The sequence below is a fragment of the Marinobacter maritimus genome (assembly GCF_007671675.1).
GTDB lineage: Bacteria > Pseudomonadota > Gammaproteobacteria > Pseudomonadales > Oleiphilaceae > Marinobacter > Marinobacter maritimus.
The window spans coordinates 521476-544124 of sequence record NZ_VCGW01000003.1; the positions used below are offsets into that span (position 1 = coordinate 521476).

Consider the following 22649-nt stretch of genomic DNA (forward strand, 5'->3'; position numbering starts at 1 on the left):
CAGCGAAAGCGGTAAATGATTAGGGTTTTAAACTAGTAGCTTTGGCATTTGAGGCGGCAGGCTGCGGCTGCGTATACTCGGCCCAAACTATAAAGGAGATACCGCTGTCATGAAATCTACACTGCTTACCCGTGCTGTTCGGCTGGCTACATTGGCCGCAATTGCTGCCCCCGCCAGCGTTTTTGCTGGTGGTTTTTCCCTCAACGAACAAAGCGCCAGCGCTATGGGCGTTGCAAACGCCGGTGCTGTCGCGAATCCCGAGAATGCGACTACTGTTTTTTTTAACCCTGCAGGCATGAGTCAGCTAAAGGGTACGAATATTTCTTTTGGTGCTGCTGTTCTCGATATTGATGCCAAAGCAAAAAACGGAGCCAGGGCAAACAATCAGCTCCCGTCCGTCCTCCCCCAAAGCGAGGTTCAGGGTACCACTGGTGGTGACATTGCAGATCCGGCAGTTTTGCCAAACATTTATCTGACTCACGAAATCAATGATTCGATTGATGTGGGCTTCGGCATCCACGCACCTTACGGTCTGGCTGCCGACTATGATGACGAATTCGTTGGTCGCTTCTTCGCAGACAAAACTGAGCTGACGGCGCTCTCATTTACGCCAGCCATTTCCCTGAATAACGGACAGGGTTTGTCTATGGGGATGGGTCTGAACGTCATGTATGTTGAAGGTAAGCTTACAAAATTTATGGATAACTCGGGCACTCTCGGCAGCGCCCAGCAAAACAGCATTCCTGTGGCTCCTGGAACTCCAGCTCAGGGATATGCTGATATTGAGGGTGATGACGTTGCCGTCACTTTTCAAGTTGGCTTCCTGTATGAATTGAACAGCCAGACTCAGATTGGTCTGAAAGCGCAGACAGGCACTGAGCTGGAACTTAAAGGCGATGCCAAGTTCACAAATGTTGCGGCTCTGGATCCGAACCTGGGAGCTGTCGGGGCGCTCAACTCGACCGAGCCGGCCAGAGTCCCGCTGGCAATCCCGGAAAGCATCAGTGCCGGTATCCGGCATCGCCTGACAGATGAGTTCACGGTTCTGGCAGGAGCGACATACTCCCGCTGGAGTCGATTTGAGTCTCTGGACATTTACGGGCGCGATTCCAGCAAGCCGTTGACCAGTCAAAGCCCGGGTGGCGAGCCTGGCAGTGGTCAACTGACTCATATTCCGGAAGAATGGAAAAACACCTGGCAACTCAACGTGGGCGGTATCTGGCAGGCAACGCCTGAGTGGGCACTCAAAGCTGGCTATGCCTGGGATGAATCGCCGGTTGATCAATATGTTACGGCACGCATTCCTTCCAGTGACCGTCACTGGCTGACGCTGGGTGCGCAATGGAAACCGGCTCAGAGCGGCTGGACTGTAGATGCTGCGGTAGGCACCTTGCTATTCACCGACGACCCGAAAGTGCTGGATAAATCCTACGTTCTGACCTCGGGAGGCACTGCTGCAAGCACTAGGGATCCAAACTCATTCTACGAGGGTGAGTACGATCTTGAGGCATGGAGTGCCGCTATTCAGGTCAGTAAAGCTTTCTGATCCGCTGCTCTCGCCCTGGGGCTGATTCCATTTCCGGAATCAGCCGACCACTTGTCCCCGATAAATTCTTTTCTTGGGCCGGGGCTCCTCCTCGGATTTTTCCGTTTGTCGTTCGCGTCTACCCGCCCTGATCGGCTGCCCTCTATACGTCCTCAGCACTTGACTTGGCTCTCCTTCCGCCGCGTTCAGTTCCGGAACCCTCTGTTTCAATGCGTTCCAGGTATGAATCAGCTGACGAGATCTGGTTTTGCTGGCGTATTCGGCCAAATGCTGCTCCAGGTTGGCCTCGTCGTAATGGAGTTTTACCCCGAATTCGGACTGAATCAGACGCCGACATTGGTGAACCAGTTTTAGCAGGTCAGGGTCAAACAACCAGCTGCGTTCGCTCGTTATTGAATTCATGGAAAGGCCTCACATCAGTGTCACTGCAACGGGTTTTATCCCGGACCTGCGAATAATGCAGGTTTTGTGCCGTACAGGATGATTAGTGGAATCACTGGTTTGTGAAAGACTGTATAACAAACACGCCCTGTTTCTGTGCGGTTCATATAGGACACGAACAGAAACAGGGCGCTGTGTTTCGGTCTTGGCGTGGGTTAGTGGGCCTGATCCCAGTTGTCACCAACGCCGGCTTCTACCAGCAGAGGCACGGCCAGAGTTGCGGCGCCGGACATGCGCTTGATCAGCCCTTCGCGGATCTCATCTACCGCTTCTTCTTTCACTTCAAGAATCAGTTCGTCGTGCACTTGCATGGTCATGCGAGCGGTATCAGCGTGTTCTGAAAGCAACCAACTTTCCACTTCAATCATCGCCAGCTTGATGATGTCGGCGGCTGTTCCCTGCATGGGGGCGTTGATAGCAGTGCGCTCTGCAGCCTGTTGAAGCTGCTTGTTGCGCGCGTTGATTTCGGGCAGGTACAGGCGACGGCCAAAAAGGGTTTCAACAAAACCGTCGTCATGGGCTTGCTTGCGTATGTTGTCCATATATCGCAAAACACCTGGATAGCGTTCGAAATACCGGTCGATATACTGTTGTGCCACTTTGCGGGCTACATCCAATTGGCGGGCCAGACCGAAAGCCGACATGCCGTAAATCAGGCCGAAGTTAATGGCTTTGGCGCTGCGACGCTGGTCACTGCTTACGTCATCCAGCGCCACGCCAAAGACCTCTGCCGCTGTTGCTTTGTGGATGTCCTCGCCCTTTTCAAAGGCCGTTAGCAGGCCTTTGTCGCCAGACAGGTGCGCCATGATGCGGAGCTCAATCTGAGAATAGTCCGCAGCGATCAGTTTGTAGCCTTTCTCGGCGATGAAGGCTTGACGAATGCGCCGACCTTGCTCGGTGCGGATAGGGATGTTCTGCAGGTTGGGCTCCGATGAGGACAGTCGCCCGGTGGCGGTTACAGCCTGGTGGTAGGAAGTGTGCACACGGCCTGTGCGGTGGTGAATCAGCTCTGGCAGCGTGTCTGTGTAGGTGGACTTGAGCTTGCTCAGGCTGCGGTGCTCCAGAATCAGTCTGGGCAGTTCATGCTCATGAGCCAGTTCCTGCAATACGGGCTCGGCGGTAGAAGGCGCGCCCTTGGGGGTCTTCTTGATTACCGGAAGCCCCATTTTTTCGTAAAAAATAACCTGTAACTGTTTGGGGGAGCCGAGATTGAAGTTCTCTCCTGCCACCTCGTGCGCTTCTTTTTCCAACTCGGCCATCCGTTCTGCCAGTTCCTGACTGTGCTGGCGCAAAGTGCTGGCTTTGATCAGCGTTCCGCGTTGCTCCATGCGCGACAGCACCGGCACCAGGGGCAGGTCTATGTTTTCATAAACTGATTGCAGCTTGCCAACCTTTGCCAGCTGGGGGCGCAGAACCTGATGCAGGCGCAGGGCTATATCTGCGTCTTCTGCGGCATAAGGGCCGGCCTTTTCCAGATCCAGCTGGTTAAAGGTGAGCTGTTTAGCGCCTTTGCCGGCAATGGATTCAAACGTGATGGTTTCTTCGCCCAGATAGTTCCGGGCCAGGGTGTCCATGTCGTGGCGAGACGACACGGAATTCAGCACATAGGACTCCACCATGGTGTCTTCTGCGATGCCTTCCAGACAGATGTCGTGGTTGGCCAGCACGTTTTTGTCGTACTTGAGGTTCTGTCCCACCTTTTTCTGTTTCGGGTCTTCCAGCAGAGGTTTCAACTGAGCCAGTACAGTCTCCCGGTCGAGCTGTTCTGGCGCGCCCATGTAATCGTGGCCAAAGGGTACGTAAGCCGCTTCACCTGCTTCAGTGGCGAACGATACGCCCACCACCTCGGCGTGCATGTAGCGCAAGCTTGTAGTTTCAGTGTCAAAGGCGAACAGCTCTGATTTTCTGAGTCTTGCGACCCACTCATCGAGTTCGCTCTGGTTTGTTATAACGCTGTAGCGCTTTCCCTGAGGAGCTGGCGGAGTGTCGTTGCTGGTTTCTGCTGCCTGATTACTGCCGTCTTCTGCGGGTTCTGATGCCTTGGCTTCCAGTTCGGCAGTCCAGCCGCGCAATTCATATTCACGGAACAGTTCCAGCAGATCTGCGTCGTTCTGTTGTCGCTCCTCAAGGTCTTCCAGTCCAAATTCCAGGTCTACATCCATTTTTATGGTGGCCAACTCCCGGCTCAGGGGCAGGGTATCAATGGCTTCACGCAGATACTCACCAATCTTGCCCTTGATCTCGTCCGCATGCTCAATCACGCCGCCGAGATTGTCATAAGCCTGCAGCCATTTCACCGCTGTTTTCGGGCCGCACTTGTTGACGCCAGGAATGTTATCCACTTTGTCGCCCACCAACGCCAGGTAATCAATAATCTGGTCGGGGCGGACGCCAAACTTCTCAACGACACCGTTCGGATCCATCCGGGTTTCGGTCATGGTGTTGATCAGCGTTACGTGGTCGCTGACCAGCTGGGCCATATCCTTGTCGCCGGTTGAGACCACGACATCGATGCCTTTGCTGGTGGCTTCATTTGCCAGAGTGCCAATCACATCGTCGGCCTCCACGCCCTCCACAATCAACAGTGGCAGCCCCATGGCTTTTACCATCTGGTGAATGGGCTTAATCTGCACGGCCAGATCGTCCGGCATGGGAGGGCGGTTGGCTTTATACTCTTCGTACAGATCGTGACGGAAGGTTTTGCCTTTGGCGTCAAACACGACGACCAGCTTTGAGCCGGGGAAGTCCTGCTCGAGGCGCCGGATCATTGCGATAACGCCTTTGATCGCACCGGTTGGGTGGTTCTTGCTGGTGGTCAGTGGTGGAAGTGCATGATAAGCACGGAATAAATAGGACGAGCCGTCCACAAGCACCACAGGTGGGGTCTTTTGTTCAGTCATGTCAAAGCGGGTCCGGAATCTGATTGAAGCGTGGGTTGGCTTATGCAACTCTGTACTTAATTCGATGGGCAAAAGGGTATCACGAAAATGAAAAAAATCGTCTGTTCCGCATTTCTGCTTGTCTTCGGCGTTGCGCCCGCGTTGGCACAGGACAGCGGTGCTCTGGATGAGACCCTTGTAGAAACACCCAGAGAGCCGGTTGTGGTTTCTGACTATCAGTCATCCAGTGATGGCCCGCAGATCGTGATTCGGCCGGGTGATGGCGAGGTATTCTACGAGTATCGGGTGAACGGACAGCTCATGGAAATAAAGGTTGTGCCAGAGGTCGGTCGTGAGTACTACCTGGTGCCGGCTGATGGCGGAGGCTGGATACGAGAAGCTGATTCCGGCATGCTGGTGCCGAGCTGGATTTTGTTCCGCTGGTGAGCGTTCCGCTCAGATCAAATCGACCATGACTGCTGGAGAGCGTCTGCTTTCCAGCCCCTGCGCGTCAATTGTTGTGATCGCGAATTCGTAAGCGCCAGGCGGTAGGCTCGTGAGAGGCTGGCTCGTCCGCTCTGGATTATTGATAGGTATTACGTTGAAGCGATCTTCATGTCGTAAACGGTAGTAGATCCGGAATCCTGCGATCTGCCCAGGCTTCAATGCTGAGCCGTCTTCACGTGTTTGTGGTGCGCTCCAACTCAGTGCTTTGGGCGGCTTTGTTTCTTCTGCTGCTGTGTTAGCCGGTTTTTCTTGCCCAAGTGTTTCAAGTAACCCACCTGTAGCCATGTCGAGCCGACTGCTTGCAAGCTCCGATGCGCGCAGGGTCGACGTGTGTGTGCCCCGGTCGTCTTCCTGACAGCCGGCTAGCAGTGCCAGTGCGGAGATAAAAAAAATAAATGGCAGGCGGGCGAGCAGGGTAATCTTCATCGCACTGTCCTTAGCACCTTCGCGCCAAGGCTGGCGTCGCGGACTTTATTATTAATAATGGGTTTGCAGAAACTTAAAGTATTATGCGAATTGAGGGGCGAGTGACAAGTGAATAATCCGTAAAATTACTCATATGCGACGTATGCACGGCGCCTGTTTTAGTATGAACATTCTAATTTTCCCCGGTAACCTTGGTTACAGAATCAAAGAAAAGCCTTCACCTTAGAGCTGATCAAGCAGGCTAGGCCTCAGTCAGAAGCGATAAGGGAAGAGTTTGAAAATACTTCAGTAAACCAAGGAGAAGTGACATGGGTAAACTTAAAACATATCAGGAACAGCTTCAGGAAATCGTAAACAAAGGCATCAATGCTGCTGAAGAGCAGCAGAAGAAGCTGGCAGCCAAGCCGTTTGACTACGCTGAAAAGCTGGAATCAGAAGCGCGTGAGTACAGTGTTAAAACTTTGCGCACACGTTATAACGGCTACAGCGACAGCCTTTTTGGCCAGCTGCGCACTCTGAACAGCCGCTTTGGCAGCTTCGCAGCCGATCTGGTTGCAAAGCTTGAAAAAGAAGCAGTTGAAGGCGCAGACGCAGTATCTGAAGCGGCAGACGACGTATCCAAAGCCGCTCAGGATACCAAGAAGTCGGTAGAAGCCAAGAAGCCCGCTGCGAAGAAGAAAGCAGCAGCGAAGAAAGAAACTGCTTCAGCCTGATTCAAGGTGATGCAGTAATGCCAGCACAGAGCTTGCGCTGGTATACGAAAAAGGCGCCAAGCTGAGTTTTGGCGCCTTTTTTATTTTTAATGGCGGTGTAAATGTGGTGTCGTTGCCGGCGACAGCGTATTAATCTGGGGTTTGGTCTGGGTCCAGTTCCAATGTGCGAGTTTCGCCGGTAACTTTTTCGAGCCGTTTTACATCGACCTCAAACGACCGTATCAGGGCATCTGTTTCCTGAGTTTGCCAGGAAATTTCCCTCTCGATATCGCGGATCTGTGATTCAAGGCGGCGGATTTTTTCGAGAGTCGCGTCTGGTATTTTTTGTCCGGATCGCTCCATGTTCGCGGCGCGGCTTTGCTCGTTATCGAGCTGGCTTGAGATGACGGAGATGTTACCGCGCTTGAGCTGAATCAGGCCTCGCAGTTCATCAAGCTTGCGATGCATGGCTCTGATTGCCTGGTCTGGATGGCTGAAGCGCTTCAATAGTTGGGCGTCTTTTTCGCGTTGAACGGCGAGTTCCGCCTGGCGCTGTTTTTCAGCTTCGCGAGCGGAGATTTCATCTTCTGTCGGTGCCGGCGGGATGACTTCCACGACGCGCCCATTTGAGTTGAGGATGTCGTAGCCGCGCTTTGTGGCTGGTTGAGGAATGGTGTTGCTGATTACGATCTGGCCTTCGTCATCCGTGTAGCGGTACATGCCAGCCTCCGCTTGGGGTGTCATGCCCAGCGACAGCAAAAATGCAGAGGCAGTAGCTGAAATTACGGTCAGGCGCTTGTGCATCAGTCAGACTCCGTAACGTTCCCGGTAGCTGGCTACCTTTGCGGCATGGCCAGAAAACTCCGGATTGGTTTCAAGATAGTCCAGAACCTGCTCCAGGCGGATGATACTGACCACCGGGATGCTAAATTCGCTCTCTACTTCCTGTATGGCTGAGAGCTTGCTGTTGCCTCGCTCCTGTCTGTCCAGGGCGATGAGCACACCAGCCGGCTCCGCGCCTGAAGCCCGGATGAGGTCAATGGATTCGCGTATGGCAGTGCCAGCGGTAATCACATCATCTACGATTAGTACTTTACCCTGCAACGGGGCACCAACAATATTACCGCCTTCGCCGTGATCTTTCTTTTCTTTACGGTTAAAGGCAAAGGGCTTGCTGTTGCCCTCGCGTGCCAGAGCCATGGCAGTCACGGTTGCCAACGGAATGCCCTTATAGGCAGGCCCGAAAATGATGTCATAATCCAGACCGCTGCGGTCGATGGCTTCAGCATAAGCTTTGCTGAGCTGCAGCAGGTCATCCCCGGTGTTGAATAGCCCGGCGTTGAAAAAGTAAGGGCTGGTGCGGCCGGACTTGAGGGTGAAATCACCAAAACGAAGTACGTTACGGCGGATGGCAAATTCAATAAAATTTTGCTGATAGTCGTGCATGGCAAGGCTTCTGGCGGGTGTGGATCTTTTAATAACGCGTGAAAACGGTATCATACACACAAACCGAATCAGGGAACACGTATGCGGGTAGTATCAATCAGCGTCAATGGTCTTGCCCGGGCCGTTGATAAAGGTTTCTTCGACTGGCTGGCCGAGCAGGATGCCGACGTTGTCTGTGTTCAGGATCACCGTATGCGCGCCTATGAAATTGAAGATTTCAATCTTATTCCCGAAGGGTATGAGGCCTACTTCATAGATGGCGAAAATAATGAGGACGGTGGCGTGGGTATTTACACGCGGCATTTCCCCAAGGCCATCATGTACGGGTTTGCCAACGAGCAGGCGGATCGCGAAGGGCGCTTTATTCAGGCGGACTTTGACAAGGTTTCGGTTGCCTCTGTGCTGGCGCCCTGTGCTCTTGGGCGGGAGGAGGAGTTGATCAGCGAGGATGATCTGACCGTTCTGGACCATAAAGATGATTTTATGGATGCGTTTGGGCTGCACATGCAGAAAACCCTGCGTAAGCGTCGCCAGTTCATTTTTGGTGCCAATCTGCAGACGGCACAGCATGTGACAGACGCCAGCCCGCTATACCATAAGTTGGACTTTTCCGGTTTCTTGCCCCACGAGCGTGCCTGGTTGGATCGTTTGTTTGATGAGATGGGCTGCGTGGATGCGTTCCGTGATATCAACAAGCAGAGTAATCAGTTTACCTGGTGGCCGGAGCAAACCGAGGGTTCGCGGAAAAATGCGGGTATTCGGGTAGACTATCAGTTGATGACGCCAGGTATTCGCAAGACCATTCAGGATGGCTGGATTGACAACACAACCCGCTTTTCCGATCACGCTCCGGTGATTATGGATTACGATATAGAGATTGGCGTGTAATTATCTGGGGAAACGCCTGTGCAACGGTGCCTCCCCAGACTTGAGAGTTGTCTTCCTTAGCCTTCCAGCGTTTCTTTCTGCAGTACGAACAACTTCTCAATGCCTTGCTTGGCCAGTGCCAGCATGCTGTCCAGTTCTTCCTGAACAAACGGCGCAGCTTCTGCAGTTCCCTGAATTTCGATGAAACCGCCCTGGTCAGTCATGATCACGTTCATGTCGGTTTCAGCTTCGGAGTCTTCCGGGTAGTCCAGATCAACCACCGGTGTGCCTTTGTATATGCCCACCGATACCGCGGCCACCATTTGCTTCAGCGGTGATTTTTTCAGGCGTTTGGTTGCAACCAGGTGGTTCAGGGCGTCGACCAGAGCCACGCAGCCGCCAGTGATGGCTGCCGTGCGGGTTCCGCCGTCGGCCTGGATAACGTCGCAGTCGATGGTGATGGTGTGCTCGCCCAGAGCTTCCATGTCGACGGCGGCACGCAGTGAACGGCCAATCAGGCGCTGGATTTCTACGGTGCGTCCGCCCTGTTTGCCACGGGCAGCTTCGCGGCCCATGCGGCTACCGGTCGAGCGGGGTAGCATGCCGTATTCTGCGGTGATCCAGCCTTTGCCTTCGCCACGCAGGAATGGCGGTACTTTGTTCTCTACGGAGGCAGTGCAGATAACTTTGGTATCCCCAAATTCCACCAGCACGGAGCCTTCGGCGTGGCGAGTGTAGTTCCGGGTAAGGCGAATCTCTCTGGGTTGTTCGGGCGTTCTGCCGCTTGGACGCATAGTATTTCCTGATTTCTGAGGTAAGTGTCCGGAAGCCTGTCCCGGGCGGATTCGGATTTGAAAGCCGGCAAGTATAACACGTTGAGCTCGGGTACCGGGTGACAGGGCAGGGCTCTCATGGCTGCCTGCATCGGAGTTTGAAGTCGGGTTCGCCGCAAGTGATCGCAGCCTGATAGACTCGGGTTCTATAATCAACGATCACGACCAATGACCAAGCCGGAGCTGCCATGATCAGAAGTATGACCGCATTTGCCCGGAAGGATGCTCAGGATGTGCAGGGAACGCTGACCTGCGAGATTCGGACCGTCAATCATCGCTACCTGGAACCGTCTTTCCGGTTGCCAGAGGTGTTGCGCGAGCTTGAAAATCCTTTCCGGGAGGAACTGCGAAAGCAATTGAAGCGAGGCAAGGTGGATGTGTCGATTCGTCTGCAGTCGACCGAAGCAGGTACGCCAGGTTTTGAGATTAATGAGGACATAGCCCAGGCGGTCAATGAGGCCGCAAATCACGTTAATCGAATGTTGGATAACCCTGCGCATATCAATGCTCTGGATATTCTGCGTTGGCCCGGAGTGTTGTCGGTGCCTGAGCAGGACTTCAGCTCTGTCCGGGAGGCAGGTATAGAACTGTTCAAACAAACGGTTGAGGAACTGGCGGTTGTCCGTGAGCGGGAAGGTGAGCGTTTGCGGCCTTTGTTTGAAGACCGCCTGACGGAAATGAAAGCGCTGGTTGCGACGGTTCGTGAGGGTATGCCCGGATTGCTCAAAGCGCAGGAAGCCCACCTGCGTGAGCGTTTTCTGAAAGCCAAAGTAGAGCTTGATCCGGAGCGCATTACTCAGGAAATGGTCATGTTGGCGCAGAAGAGCGATGTGGCCGAAGAGCTGGATCGGTTGGATGCACATATCTGTGAAGTGACAGACACCCTCAAGCGTGATGAAGCCATTGGTCGCCGGCTCGATTTTCTGATGCAGGAGCTGAACCGGGAGGCCAATACCCTGAGCAGCAAGAGCATTGATGCCGGTGTTACCCGGGCAGCAGTCGATTTGAAAGTGCTGATTGAGCAGGTTCGGGAGCAGGTACAGAACATTGAGTGATGTCCATTGGTGTTCATAAGTGTATTTAAGTAACTGTTTTTTAAAGCTTATAAATTAACATTGTCTACTGGCATCTATCAAGATCTAGTTTAATCCGGCATTAAATGGGGGGTATAATGGGGAGTGATTTGACGCTCTCCCCATTATAGGTGCGATTTTCCCATGAGTACTCCCCACTTTAGGCTCTATCCCCCGAACTGGCTTCTCTTGTCAGGCAGTGTGTGCTGCCCAGCTCCAGTAGCTGCCAGGTCAAACGGTAACTGTTTGATGACACGCATAGGGAGGAAGTAATGGGGAGCTTTACAGTTAAGAAAGTTCAATCTCTGATCAAAGAAGGTTCACCAGGCCGCTTCAGTGATGGGGGAGGGCTATATCTGATGGTGCCCAAAAAGGGCGCACCCTACTGGATGCTTCGATACACGCTCGCTGGCAAGCGGCGTGAGTTGACGCTTGGTAGTTGCGAGCAGATTTCTCTGGCTGAAGCACGAGAGCAAGCTGTAGAGACCAAGAAGGGCATTCGCAGTGGCCTAGATCCGATTGAAGCACGTAAGCGCGAGGAGCAAGCTACTCTCCGAACCGTCAGTGATCTCTTTGGTGACTGGTGCCAAGATCTAGAGAAACGCCTCAAGCACCCTCACATCCCAAAGCGAATCTTTATAAAAGAAGTTGCACCCTCAATAGGGCAGTTCACCTTGGATAGCGTTACTCCACTGGATGTGCGGGCCATCGTCAGAGCGGTAGCCAACAGCGGCCGCCCGGCCACCGCAAACGATACTCTGATGTACCTGAAGCAGCTGTTCAACCATGCCATTAAACTGGGTCTGCTCACTTACAATCCAGCTGCGGCCTTCAGTGTCACTGATGCCGGAGGTATAGAGAAGAGCCGAGACAGGGCACTTGCTCTTGACGAGATTTCAAAGGTTTTCAAGATCTTCCGAGAAAACAGTGACAGCCTCACCCGAGACAATTATCTCGCCTGCGCACTACTGCTCGTTTTGGGTGTGCGAAAGACAGAGCTTACGGAAGCTCGATGGTCCGAGTTCGACTTGGAGAACCATCGGTGGCAGCTATCTGGGGAGCGCAGCAAGTCAGGTGCCGAGATCGTCATTCCGCTTCCCCTTCAAACTGCCAGTTGGCTGCATGAGCTCAAAATCCGTGCCGCGGGCTCAGGTTATGTTTTTCCCAATCGGCGCAGCAGCAAGCAGCCCTACATGGGCAAGGACACGTTGAACCGCGCCATTTCCAAGCTATTCGGTAGAGAGCCGGGGAGGAAAATACAGCCAGAGAACATGATGGGGGATGTCGCCCCGTTCACCGTGCATGACCTGCGACGTACTTGCCGTAGCTTGTTGGCTTCTACTGGTGTGCCTGGGCATGTGGCGGAGCGCTGCCTGAACCACAAACTGAAGGGGGTTGAAGGGATCTACGACCGCTATGACTACTTCGACGAGCGAAAAGAAGCCTTGGTCAAAGTGGCGGAGTTGGTTGCGCCGTCCATTGATGGTGCCCCTGGTTAATCGCCCTTTATCATTTTTATATTTTTTCCTTAGTGAAGAAAGGCTGGTTGCCGGCCTAATTACAGGAAAAATCTAACGAAATGCACTATGATCGGAACGAAGTTGCGATAATTGCTGGTGAATAGGCAAGTGATAGTAGCTGTTACAGAACTTCAGTGACTATAGGAGCATTGCTCAAAATGGAACGAGTATCTTTTCTCAAACCAAGGATGGCGGGGAAGCGCTTTGACGACCATGCGATTCCTCTGGAAATGCTCAAGGAGCTCGCGGTATTGGAGGAAATGATCGTTGAGGTTGCTAAGTGGCATTACCTTAGTGATCATCCGAAACGCGAACGCTCACCCAGAGGTTTCACTAAAGGTATTTCCGTCAAGCTGACCGCTATTGACGAGGGCAGTGCTATGCCTGACATGTCACTGTTCGTCGATCAACGCCAACTTGTAACGCCAGCAAATCAGGATTATTTTGAGCGCGCCCGAGACAGCATCATCGACGCAATAGAGGCGGCAGAGCGAAATACTGAGATCAAACAACATCTGCCAGAGTCACTGCTCGGCTACTTCGATAAGCTTGGAAGAGGTCTGCGTCCGGATGAATTTATTGATTTTGCCCCAGGGGTAGTCGGGCGGAGCGCAAGGTTGAATCAGGCTACGCGACGAGCATTGAGGCTGGCTTCTTCGCAACTGCAAGAACTGACTGAGGAGGTTAGCTTAAGAGGGATAATTCCTGAGGCAGACCAAGCCAAGCTTAGTTTTGAGTTGGAAGCTATTGGCGGGCTTAGAGTTTCAGGGCCTATTTCGATGCAGCACTTTGATACCATTGTCAAAGCTTTCAATGGTTATCGAGACGGACTTCGAGTGAGTATACAAGGAATTGGTCTCTTTAGCCGGAACGGCCAACTGAAAAGCATGGTGGAAGTTGAGCACGTCACGCTGTTGGACGAATGCGATGTGGGCGCTCGGATTGATGAGCTGCGCCTGCTGCAAAATGGTTGGCTTGACGGCAAATTAGGCAAATCTCTGGACTCTGGCCAATTGAACTGGTTGGAGAGTCGGCTGGATTCCTACCTGAGTGAACCTCTGCCATCTCCCTATTTATACCCGACCGCAGAGGGTGGTGTGCAGTTAGAGTGGAGCATCAATGCTTACGAGATAACATTGGATGTTGATCTGGCAGCCAAATCAGGACACTTTCATGCTTTGCATATGCCCACTGAGCAAGAAAGTGAATTAGAGCTGGACCTCTCAAAAGACGATGACTGGGAGGAAGTTGTCAGTATGCTTGCAAAATTGAACGGAGAGTACTCGTGAAGGAAGACACCCGGCTACTGAGGCAAGTCCATCCAAGCTTTATCCAAAATGGCAGAGTTTCTTCGCAGGCCTTTCGACCTACTCCGAAGGACGGTAAGAAACTGTCGGTATATGACGGTGACGCTATAGAGGCGCCAGCCGCTTATGAGCATTACACTAAATCCCTGAGACAATCCTCGAACGGAGTTATGGCCGTGACTTGTCAAGAGTGTGCGCAGTTAGAACTTGATGCACAGAATGATCCTTTAGAAGATTTCCCCGAACATGCGCTCATCGACTTCAGTCCTTATGGTACAAGTGCAACCGAAAAGAAGGCTAAACTTCTGAGGAAAAGGGCAGAGGAGCGTAATTGGCTTTTCTGGAATACTGGTAGCTGATTCCGACTCGCCTTTCCCCTCAGATTCGCGGCAGGCTCGAGTTCTACAGTGAGGAGCATTCTCAGCGGCTTGCTCCCGAGAAATGGTAGTCGGTTTCTCTCTGGAACTTTTCACAGCTGAGGCATCTTTTGGGCAAGTGGTATACCTGACGTTCCTTGTTGCGACTTACCACAACACACGGTTTGTTTGGCTTTGTCCATTTATGGCGCATGCTGTTACCAGCCATGTGCGTCCTATTTTTTGATCTTTTTAATATGCACCTGTCAAGCCTAAAAGCTCCGTGAGCGTTTTTTAATCACGTCTTACCGTTTTCGTTAACAAAAGCATCACCTCTCGTATCCAATCAACGAAATTTCAAACATATATCACCTCTGTGAACCAAGGTCCTAACAATGCCTTCCCTCCCAATTCACAGAGGAAAACCAATGTCTGAACAATGTCCTAACTGCCAGTCTGTCCGGATTGGCAAGAACAATTACGGTAAGAAAACGGCTGGTGTGGTCGGAGCGTCTGCTGGTACTTATGGCGGCTACGCGGCTGCAACGGCTGGTGCTCAAGCGGGTGCGTCTCTTGGGGTCGTTGCTGGCCCCGTTGGTGCAGCGGTAGGTGGTATCGGTGGTGCCCTAATCGGTGCGTTGCTTGGTGGCGCAACCGGTGCATCTGCTGGCGTGATTCTGGGCGATGTCCTGGATGATCGTGTTCTCGACAACTATCACTGCCTTGAGTGCGGCTATTCCTTCAGTACTGATTCCGACTCTCACGACGATATCCGTTAATTCCCCTCGCATATTTCAAAGGAGAACAACCATGGCTCATCTTGTTGAACAAATGGCCTACGTTGGCCAAACCCCGTGGCATGGCCTGGGGAGTGAACTGACTTCAAATCAGCCCTTGGAAGTTTGGGCAAAGCAGGCTGGCTTGGATTGGCAGATTGAAGAAAGCCCGGTGCGCTTCGTCACCAATTCCGGTGGCCCTCTCGGAGAGATTTTGGCTTATCCGGATAGCAAGGTGCTGTATCGCTCGGATACCAAAGCTCCATTGTCTGTTGTTGGCAACCGGTTCAAGGTTGTTCAGCCAGAAGAGATCCTGGAATTCTACAGGGATCTGACAGAAGTCTCTGGTTTTGAGCTGGAAACAGCAGGTGTTTTGAAAGGTGGTCGAAAAATGTGGGCACTGGCGCGTACCGGTCAATTTGGTGTGCTGAAGGGCAACGACCAAACCAATGGCTACGTGCTTCTGGCCACAGCCTGTGATGGAACCATGGCCACAACCGCACAATTCACCAGTATTCGTGTGGTGTGCAACAACACTCTTGCGGTTGCGCTGAAGGATGCCACCGCAACGGCAGTTAAGGTGAAGCACAACACTGCCTTTGATGCGAACCTGGTCAAGAAGCAGTTGGGCATATCGGTTACTGCGTGGGACGACTTTATGTATCGCCTGAAAACATTGAGCGAACGCAAGGTCAAAACCACAGAAGCACGAAACTACTTCCTGAAAGTGTTCACGGAGGATGTGAAAGAGGGCGTCGGTAAAACTAACGAGCGATCCATGGCCCGCGCACTCGCGCTTTATGAAGGTGAGGGCATGGGTGCCGCTTTGGCCTCGTCAGATGGCACGGCTTATGGAATGCTGAGCGCAGTCACTGAATTTATCGACCACCACCGCAGAGCCAAAACCATTGATCACCGGGTAGATTCTGCCTGGTTTGGAACCGGCGCCGCCGTTAAGAACCGGGCGCTAGAGCAGGCCATGTCACTTGTGGCTTAACACTGCTTACTAAAACCAAAACGTCATAAAGCCCCGCTTGAGCCTATTGCTCTTGCGGGGCTTTTTTATGTCTGGAGGAAACATCATGGGCATGAGTGCAAAAGCAATTCAGAAGCAGCGTCCAGCTTTGCGGCTGGTCTCCACCAAAGATCTAAGTCGGGATGAATGGCTGAAGGTGCGCAAGAAGGGTATTGGCAGTAGCGATGCCTCTGCAGCCATTGGCATGAACCCGTATCAATCTCAGCTTGAGCTATGGATGGTCAAAACGGGCCGGGATGCTGGTCTGCCAAAGCCAAATTCCGATGATCCTAAATCCCCTGTGTACTGGGGGCATGTCTTGGAGCCAATCGTCGCTGAACAATACAGCCAGCAGACAGGCCGAAAGGTGCGCCGAGTGAACGCGGTGCTGCAGCATTCCGATCCTGACAAACACTGGATGCTGGCTAACCTCGATTACTCGGTAGCAGCCGATGACGAGGTGCAGATTCTTGAGTGTAAAACCGCAGGGGAATTCGGATCGCAGCTCTGGAAAGACGGTGTGCCGGATTACATCCAGTGCCAGGTTCAGCACCAGTTGGCGGTCACTGGCAAACAGGCAGCGGATGTGTGCGTTCTGTTGTGTGGCCAAGAGCTCAAAATTTACCGGATTGAGCGGAATGAAGAGCTCATCGATGCCCTGATTACGCTGGAGCGTCAGTTCTGGGATTTCGTGGAAACGGATACGCCACCACCTGCCGATGGAACCGATTCTGCAGACCGCGCACTACGCCATCTGTACCCGGTAGATCAAGGCGAAACTCTGGACTTCAGCCAAAGCAAGGAGCTGTCCCAAGCCTTTGACGAGCTTCTGGCTATCCGGTCTGAAATGGAAACCCTGAAGTCTACAGAGTCGCACCTAAAGCAACGAATTCAGAGCCAAATGGGGGAGGCCTCAAAGGCCACCTTCCCAAGCGGCAGTGTTAGCTGGAAACGAAGCAAAGACTCCGTTGCGTTGAACACCAAAAAACTGCTTAAGGAACAGCCAGAGCTGCTGGAGCATTACCCACTTACCAGGCCGGGAAGCCGGCGATTCCTCATGCAAGCATGAACACCCCTTGGCCACGCGGGTATGACAAATGCCCCGTGGCCCTTTTTCAGGAGAGTCATCATGATTAAAGGTTTAGCGATTACGCCCCCGGTGTTGGGGCGTATCAGTATTGGTCGGGTCGTTGAGAAGAACGGTATCCGGCTACCTCAGAAAGATAATCAATTTACCATTACCTCGCAGATTCAGGAAAAGGATGGGTGGCTACTGCATCCCATGGACGAAGAACTGCGAAAGGATGCGCCAAACGGCAAGCTGCGAACCATTCCGGTACGCATGTTGTTCAACGATGCGGATCTCAATTTGCGGGCGGAATACACCATGTTCGACCGGAAAAGTGGACGACCAATGTGTGTAGGTGATGGCGATACATGTAGGCGCCTCACGCAGTCAGGAGTGCAGTCCTTGCCATGCCCGGGGCCAACGTTGTGTGAGTTCGGTAAAGGCGGACTGTGTAAGCCCTACGGTCGTTTAAACGTAAAGGTGGGTGATGACGATGACCTGGGTACATTTATCTTCCGCACCACTGGCTACAACAGCATACGGACACTGGCGGCGCGGCTTAGTTATTACCAAGCAGTCTCTGGGGGCTTACTGGCATACATGCCGCTGGAATTGAAGCTTCGAGGGAAGAGCACGACGCAAAGCCGTCGCACACCGATCTACTATGTGGATTTGGTGATCAAGGAAGGGTTTTTGCTGCAGGAGGCTGTGGCTGACGCAAGGGAGAAAGCTAAACAAATGAAAGAGGAGGGCGTTAACCAGAATGCGCTGGACGCTGCGGCGACGAAGGGATTTGGTAATGCACTGTTTGAGTATGATGAGGATGAAATGTCTGACGTGGCGGAAGAGTTTTATCCAAGCGAGCCGCCCGCCAAAATGAATAATCCTTCAATTAGCATGTCGACATTTCAGAGGGGCGTGGAGAGAGATAAGTTGAAAACAGGTTAATCAAGGGTGACAAAACAGGCAGCCGAAACACCGGCTGCCTGTAAACGAACTTCACATTTTTTCCAGAAAGGGAGTCCGTGGATGCGGAAATGTGAACCGAGGCATCAATTCCGACTGAATTCAGGAACCCTCCTGAATAAGAGCTATGAGGTCATGTCGAATTTCTTCCCCGCTCAGATCGGTTCGCATTAACAAGCGGGGGTTGCCTCCGCGATCAAATACATAAATTGCGCTGCTGTGGGACACGGCATAATTACCATCCGGATCCGGTTCCTCATAACCGAAGGTGGTCCGATATCTTTTTGCCAGTTCGCGAAGTTGAGGTTCTTTTCCGGTGAGCCCCACAATATTGTCACCAAAAAAATCGACGTATTTTGCGAGGCGCTCAGGCGTATCACGTCGAGGATCGACACTCACGAACAAAGTGAGTACTTCTTCCTGAAGCTTCGGGTCCAGGCCACTGGTTGCCTGATTGAGTTTTCGCAGGGCCGTCGGGCAAACATCGGGGCACGAGGTAAACCCGAAAAACAGCATTCTTACGCGGCCACTGTAATCACTGCCAGACACCGGATCGCCTTGGCTGTTGATTAAGTCGAATTCCAGCTCAGGCATCAGGCCACTGATATTTTTCCCATGCCAGTCCTCATCGTTGCCAAAACAACCAGTAAGCAGCACGGGCATCACCAGCAATAAAATAGCCGGTAAGGTCTTTGTCCAGTGTAGCCAGAAACGGTTGATCATGAGGCTCTTTCCTGCAGCTTTTTGGAATGATTGGTGTATTTCCCGTCTTCATGCATGGTACGGCGGAGTATCAGAAGAATGCCGAGGACGCTCATCATGGCAGGTGGAATGTAGGTCAGTATACCGCCGAGGAGTTGGTCGACTTCCGGGTCCAGGGGCCAGGCACGGCCACAGACTTCGTAAACGTCGTAAACCATGTCTCTTGAGAATACGATCCATGCCCCCAGCAACATCTGGAGCACGCCTGCCGCCGCAAGCAGTAACATCCGTCTTCCGTAACCCAGTGACGAGGTAATGGCGGGTGGCCGGGGATCAAAAATCAACCACCAGAATAATAATCCGTCCAGCAGCATGCTCCAGTTCATGATCCAATACAGGTCTCGGCTGAGCATGGCGTCGAAATGAATTGGTGGCCACAGCCAGAAATAGATAAGACCTACAAACAGGAAGAGAGCGATGATGGGGTATTGCAGTACTTGATACACCCAGCCCACAGGCCGGAAGGCATTTTTTAAGCCGGGACTCATTCTGCTGTGCCAGAATCGCATTACTGGTAGGGGGTTCGACAACGCAATCAGTATTGGGCCGATGTGGTGAAGAATGAGGTGCTGGCCGCGATGGACGAAGAACATATACTGCGCGTAATAGTCGAAGCGAGTCTGCATGACGCCATAGCAAATCATGACGCCCAGAATGAAGGCAAAGATCCTCAGAGCGCCCGGCCGCTCTTCGTCTGGCATTCGCAGAAGGCCGACGCCGTAAAATCCAAGCACGAGCATAAAGCTCAGCACGGTCAGCGGCGAGAAATCGTAAGGTAACAGGTAGACGAGTAGTGACATGAGTTTGCCGGGTCAGTTTTTTATTTCAGTGCATTTACTTCGGAAGTCACCAGATCATACAGCTGCTGGGGCCCGAGCTTACTCAATGGCTGACCATTGACAAAGAAGGTAGGCGTGCCTGTAATCCCGACTTTCTGAACGTCGGCAGCGTCCTGCTGGATGATGGCATTGATTTCTGGCGCGTTCATCTGATTTCGAGCTTTGTCGACATCCAGCCCTGCTGACCTGGCAGCTTCCCAGGCGGCTTTCACCTCCGCATCATCATGCCATTGCGGCTGTGCTTCCATGACGGCATTAAGTACGGATACATAAACCCCTTGATTGCGGGCCGTTTCAAGAATTCGGACGGCTTTTTCCGATCCTTTATGAAACAGCACGTAGCGCAATACCAGCCGCACGTTGTCCGGATAGGCTGCAAGAATCTGTTTTACGTAGGGGTGCATGGCCCGACAGCCTTCGCAGGAAGGGTCGAAGAATTCAACAATGGTGACCGGCGCGTTTTCGGGGCCAATAACCGGTGAGTGGTCCCTCACAAAGGGTGTTTGTTCGACCGTGGCTGTCGCCTCCGTCGAGCTCTCGGATCGGTCGTAAATAACAAATGCGGCGGCAAACACGGCCAGGCAGAATGCGCCAAGGCTCAATACAAGAGTGCGGGTTCGCATGTCACATTTCTCCAGAAAGATCTGATGTATTAAAACTTAACGAACATCAATCAATGGCCTTGGTGGCCACGATTGTGTTGCGGTCCCTCATCGTGTCCGTACAGCACCGCTCCTTCATGTGGGTAGTGTGGGTGCTCGAATTCAAGCGTGGTATGGGCAATCCCGAAACGGTTTTTAAGAACACCCTTGATCTGAGATTTTATGGCTTCAATGCGGGTCCATCCCTGTTCAGTCAGAACAATATGGGCATCCAGCGCGGGTGTGTTTTCCTGCATTTGCCAGAGGTGAACATGGTGCAGTTCGGTGACGTCCTCTACCTCCTGCACAGCCTGCAGAACCGCTTCTCCGTCAACATCTGGCGGGCAGCCTAGCATCAGAGTGCGCACGGGCGCTCCAATTTCGGTGAAGGCAAGATAAAGGATATAAACTGCAATGCCGATGGTAATGGCCGGGTCGACCCACCACATGTCGTACAGAATGATGAGGGTGCCCGCCACGATGACCGCAACGGAAGCCAGGGCGTCCGACAGGTTGTGCAGAAACAGCGCGCGCATGTTCACACTGCCTTTTTGCATGGAATAGGTCAGAAGTGCCGTCAACGCGTCAACAACCAGTGCCACAGTAGCGATAATGACAACCGTCCAGCCCGCCACTTCGGTCGGTTCAACGAGCCGCATCCCACCCTCATAGATAAGGTAGAGCCCGATCACAATCAGCGTGGTGTAGTTGACCACCGCCGCAACCACTTCAATCCGACCGTAACCGAAGGTCATGCGGGAATCGGCAGGCCGGCGTGCAATCTTGCGCGCGGCAAAGGCAATAATCAGGGAGGCCATGTCGGAAAAGTTATGCAATGCGTCTGCGATCAGTGCCAGACTGCCTGAAAAAATCCCCCCGACAATCTGCGCGACGGTCAGTATCGCATTTGCCCAGATGGCAACGGCAACCCGGCGGTCGCCACTGTTCGGGTCAAGATGAGCATGAGTATGGTCGTGATCGTGCATGGTTACACCTACCAGTAAAATAAATCAGGGAGCTTTATGAACCCTGTAGTAACTATAGAGTCAACGCTTAACCTTGCAGATTGATGGAGTATCCGCCGCTTTGGGCTATTGTCTGGCACTTCGTTTCAGCACCTGAGCCAGATCTTCCGGCAGTGGCATTGATGCAAAAGGGCTTACGTTCGCGCGCCCTTTGTTACCAATGGGAACCCAGATGCGGGAAAAGAACAGGGCGGCAATCGTTCGAGTGAGCTGTCCCCGAACTTCGTGCATGTCTCGTAGATGCCAACCGAGTTTTAGCATGTGCAAGTGGGTGGCCGCATGGGCCAATGTGTATTTCTGGCTGAGGATATGGGCGCGTTCAAGATGGGTGAAGGCTTTCTGCAAATCCCCCACCCTTTCTGCCTCGTGGGCCGACTGAAGTTCCGAACGAAAGAACTGTCTCAATTCACTGTGCATGGGTGCCTGGTCCTATTTATTTACAGAATCGATTGTTTGGGAGGGCGAGTCTTCCGACTGTTTGTCGCGACTGTTTTCGGCCCTAAAGCTCGTGGCCAAAATCATGAAAACGCCCAAGACAATGAAAATGTCGGCAAGATTGAACGCCGGCCAAAACCAGGATTGCCAATGGAAATCCAGATAATCGACAACATAGCCTCGAAAGATTCGGTCGATTACATTTCCAATTGCGTCGCCAACCCCCGCCATTGGCGAAGAGACTGAATGTGACACCGGTGTTCCAAACGTGCACCTAGTTAAAGAACGAAGTGATTTCGATGGATTCGCCATAGGCCATAGATTGCTGGACGAGCCACTTAATGACTTGGTCTGCCAGCACGATCAAAGCGGAAAGGCTGAAAAAGGTCCACGCTGAAACCTTTGCGGATTCTCCCTGCATCGAATTAACCTTTTAGTGCGAGGATGCGCTTGGCACCCAAAAGAACGATACCGCCGATAATCAGGTCGGGATAATGGGAGCCGGTCCATGCGACAAGAGCCCCGGCAAGGATAACCCCCAGGTTTATAACCACATCATTGGCCGAAAATATCCAACTGGCTTTCATGTGGGCACCGCCCTCACGGTGTTTGGCGATCAAGGCCAAACAGCTGACATTGGCAATAAGGGCGACAGATGCGATGGCCATCATCATCAGTGACTGCGGTTCACTGCCAAACAGAAAACGCCTGCCAACTTCAATAAAGTGCCGGACTCCTCGGACTGATTGGCGGTCGACGATTCAGCCGCCCTGACGGATTCAGAGGTAGCAAACACCCAAGCCCAGAGTATCCAGTCTGTGGGTAATAGGCTCGTTTTCGCCTTGATGAATAATTTCCAGTTTTCGGTTCGTTAAATCGAATGAGAGTGACAGAACGTTGTCAAAGCCACCGAGAGCCATACGAATTATCCGCTCTTCCGACGGGCAATCCATTTTTGACACGTTATAAGTGCTGACGTGGGTGCCAGATGCAGCGGCTGTAGGAATGTGCGAGTTATTATCCATGGCAGATTTCATACAGCTGCATTGTTCTTTGCAAGCTTTGCTCATTGTTTGACTCCAAAGTTATCTCATTACCGATGTGAACTTTAAACCCTGTAGTTACGAGAGGGTCAATGTTTGTTCAGTAGCTTGAGGCCAGTCTCTTAATCAGCGGCTATTCGAAGGGTTACCACCCTCTTTGATCTTATAGTAACTAAAGTTGAGCG

23 protein-coding genes and 2 pseudogenes are annotated in these 22649 nt (G+C 52.6%); 12 read left to right on the plus strand and 13 right to left on the minus strand.

Annotation, left to right across the window (positions count from 1 at the left end; translation table 11 throughout):
* The first annotated feature begins 109 nt into the window (after nucleotides 1-109).
* Nucleotides 110-1546: an OmpP1/FadL family transporter gene (locus FFI90_RS14530; RefSeq protein ID WP_144778773.1), complete on the plus strand. Its 1437-nt coding sequence runs from the start codon at nucleotides 110-112 to the stop codon at nucleotides 1544-1546.
* A 39-nt stretch (nucleotides 1547-1585) separates the two neighbouring features.
* On the opposite strand, the gene FFI90_RS14535 is transcribed toward FFI90_RS14530, so the two are convergent.
* Together FFI90_RS14535 and polA are read right to left on the minus strand one after the other, a co-directional pair.
* Nucleotides 1586-1948, minus strand: a complete 363-nt coding sequence (locus FFI90_RS14535) for a hypothetical protein (protein WP_144778774.1) — start codon at nucleotides 1946-1948, stop codon at nucleotides 1586-1588.
* Nucleotides 1949-2142: 194 nt separating this feature from the next.
* The gene (gene polA / locus FFI90_RS14540) at nucleotides 2143-4887 is read right to left on the minus strand and encodes a DNA polymerase I (RefSeq protein ID WP_144778775.1); all 2745 of its coding nucleotides are present in this window, start codon (nucleotides 4885-4887) and stop codon (nucleotides 2143-2145) included.
* Between the two features lie 87 nt (nucleotides 4888-4974).
* Here polA and FFI90_RS14545 point away from each other — a divergent pair, with 87 nt between their 5' ends.
* Nucleotides 4975-5313, plus strand: coding sequence for a DUF2782 domain-containing protein (locus FFI90_RS14545; protein WP_144778776.1), 339 nt, complete (start codon nucleotides 4975-4977; stop codon nucleotides 5311-5313).
* A 9-nt stretch (nucleotides 5314-5322) separates the two neighbouring features.
* Here the strand turns inward: FFI90_RS14545 and FFI90_RS14550 are convergent, their stop codons facing one another.
* Nucleotides 5323-5799, minus strand: coding sequence for a fibronectin type III domain-containing protein (locus tag FFI90_RS14550; RefSeq protein WP_144778777.1), 477 nt, complete (start codon nucleotides 5797-5799; stop codon nucleotides 5323-5325).
* A 308-nt stretch (nucleotides 5800-6107) separates the two neighbouring features.
* Between FFI90_RS14550 and FFI90_RS14555 the strand changes: the two genes are divergently transcribed.
* On the plus strand, nucleotides 6108-6512 hold the full coding sequence (locus tag FFI90_RS14555; RefSeq protein ID WP_144778778.1) for a hypothetical protein: 405 nt from the start codon (nucleotides 6108-6110) through the stop codon (nucleotides 6510-6512).
* Between the two features lie 129 nt (nucleotides 6513-6641).
* On the opposite strand, the gene FFI90_RS14560 is transcribed toward FFI90_RS14555, so the two are convergent.
* Both FFI90_RS14560 and pyrE read right to left on the minus strand, forming a co-directional pair.
* The gene (locus FFI90_RS14560; protein ID WP_144778780.1) at nucleotides 6642-7295 is read right to left on the minus strand and encodes a DUF4124 domain-containing protein; all 654 of its coding nucleotides are present in this window, start codon (nucleotides 7293-7295) and stop codon (nucleotides 6642-6644) included.
* Nucleotides 7296-7298: 3 nt separating this feature from the next.
* On the minus strand, nucleotides 7299-7937 hold the full coding sequence (gene pyrE / locus FFI90_RS14565; RefSeq protein WP_144778782.1) for an orotate phosphoribosyltransferase: 639 nt from the start codon (nucleotides 7935-7937) through the stop codon (nucleotides 7299-7301).
* 81 nt (nucleotides 7938-8018) lie between these two features.
* Here pyrE and FFI90_RS14570 point away from each other — a divergent pair, with 81 nt between their 5' ends.
* Nucleotides 8019-8825, plus strand: coding sequence for an exodeoxyribonuclease III (locus FFI90_RS14570; RefSeq protein ID WP_144778785.1), 807 nt, complete (start codon nucleotides 8019-8021; stop codon nucleotides 8823-8825).
* A gap of 56 nt (nucleotides 8826-8881) precedes the next feature.
* Here FFI90_RS14570 and rph read toward each other — a convergent pair whose 3' ends face one another.
* Nucleotides 8882-9598, minus strand: a complete 717-nt coding sequence (gene rph / locus FFI90_RS14575) for a ribonuclease PH (protein ID WP_144778787.1) — start codon at nucleotides 9596-9598, stop codon at nucleotides 8882-8884.
* A 227-nt stretch (nucleotides 9599-9825) separates the two neighbouring features.
* Here rph and FFI90_RS14580 point away from each other — a divergent pair, with 227 nt between their 5' ends.
* The 8 genes from FFI90_RS14580 (at nucleotide 9826) to FFI90_RS14615 (ending at nucleotide 17701) form a co-directional block, all read left to right on the plus strand.
* On the plus strand, nucleotides 9826-10692 hold the full coding sequence (locus FFI90_RS14580) for a YicC/YloC family endoribonuclease (RefSeq protein WP_144778789.1): 867 nt from the start codon (nucleotides 9826-9828) through the stop codon (nucleotides 10690-10692).
* Between the two features lie 290 nt (nucleotides 10693-10982).
* Entirely contained in the window at nucleotides 10983-12209 is a 1227-nt protein-coding gene (locus FFI90_RS14585; protein WP_144778791.1) for a tyrosine-type recombinase/integrase, read from the plus strand.
* A gap of 179 nt (nucleotides 12210-12388) precedes the next feature.
* On the plus strand, nucleotides 12389-13519 hold the full coding sequence (locus FFI90_RS14590) for a hypothetical protein (RefSeq protein WP_144778792.1): 1131 nt from the start codon (nucleotides 12389-12391) through the stop codon (nucleotides 13517-13519).
* Nucleotides 13516-13896, plus strand: a complete 381-nt coding sequence (locus FFI90_RS14595) for a hypothetical protein (RefSeq protein ID WP_144778794.1) — start codon at nucleotides 13516-13518, stop codon at nucleotides 13894-13896. Before FFI90_RS14590 ends, FFI90_RS14595 begins: the two co-directional genes overlap by 4 nt.
* Before the next feature lie 425 nt (nucleotides 13897-14321).
* The gene (locus FFI90_RS14600) at nucleotides 14322-14672 is read left to right on the plus strand and encodes a hypothetical protein (protein ID WP_144778795.1); all 351 of its coding nucleotides are present in this window, start codon (nucleotides 14322-14324) and stop codon (nucleotides 14670-14672) included.
* A 31-nt stretch (nucleotides 14673-14703) separates the two neighbouring features.
* Nucleotides 14704-15666: a DUF932 domain-containing protein gene (locus FFI90_RS14605; RefSeq protein WP_144778797.1), complete on the plus strand. Its 963-nt coding sequence runs from the start codon at nucleotides 14704-14706 to the stop codon at nucleotides 15664-15666.
* An 85-nt stretch (nucleotides 15667-15751) separates the two neighbouring features.
* On the plus strand, nucleotides 15752-16753 hold the full coding sequence (locus FFI90_RS14610) for a YqaJ viral recombinase family nuclease (RefSeq protein ID WP_144779036.1): 1002 nt from the start codon (nucleotides 15752-15754) through the stop codon (nucleotides 16751-16753).
* A gap of 60 nt (nucleotides 16754-16813) precedes the next feature.
* Nucleotides 16814-17701: a recombination directionality factor gene (locus FFI90_RS14615; RefSeq protein ID WP_144778799.1), complete on the plus strand. Its 888-nt coding sequence runs from the start codon at nucleotides 16814-16816 to the stop codon at nucleotides 17699-17701.
* Nucleotides 17702-17821: 120 nt separating this feature from the next.
* Here FFI90_RS14615 and FFI90_RS14620 read toward each other — a convergent pair whose 3' ends face one another.
* From FFI90_RS14620 to FFI90_RS20520, 7 genes and pseudogenes are all read right to left on the minus strand, one after another.
* On the minus strand, nucleotides 17822-18442 hold the full coding sequence (locus FFI90_RS14620) for an SCO family protein (RefSeq protein WP_144778801.1): 621 nt from the start codon (nucleotides 18440-18442) through the stop codon (nucleotides 17822-17824).
* Nucleotides 18439-19281 (minus strand): cytochrome c oxidase assembly protein, encoded by an 843-nt coding sequence (locus tag FFI90_RS14625; RefSeq protein ID WP_144778802.1) that lies wholly within the window; start codon nucleotides 19279-19281, stop codon nucleotides 18439-18441. Before FFI90_RS14625 ends, FFI90_RS14620 begins: the two co-directional genes overlap by 4 nt.
* 20 nt (nucleotides 19282-19301) lie before the next feature.
* The gene (locus FFI90_RS14630; protein WP_144778804.1) at nucleotides 19302-19943 is read right to left on the minus strand and encodes a DsbA family protein; all 642 of its coding nucleotides are present in this window, start codon (nucleotides 19941-19943) and stop codon (nucleotides 19302-19304) included.
* A gap of 50 nt (nucleotides 19944-19993) precedes the next feature.
* On the minus strand, nucleotides 19994-20947 hold the full coding sequence (locus FFI90_RS14635; RefSeq protein WP_144778806.1) for a cation diffusion facilitator family transporter: 954 nt from the start codon (nucleotides 20945-20947) through the stop codon (nucleotides 19994-19996).
* Between the two features lie 105 nt (nucleotides 20948-21052).
* A complete protein-coding gene (locus tag FFI90_RS14640; RefSeq protein WP_144778808.1) occupies nucleotides 21053-21403 on the minus strand; it encodes a DUF3703 domain-containing protein in 351 nt (116 codons plus the stop codon).
* A gap of 12 nt (nucleotides 21404-21415) precedes the next feature.
* Nucleotides 21416-21842, minus strand: a pseudogene (locus FFI90_RS14645) (signal peptidase II).
* A 4-nt stretch (nucleotides 21843-21846) separates the two neighbouring features.
* Nucleotides 21847-22458, minus strand: a pseudogene (locus FFI90_RS20520) (cation efflux transmembrane domain-containing protein).
* Between the last annotated feature and the right edge of the window lie 191 nt (nucleotides 22459-22649).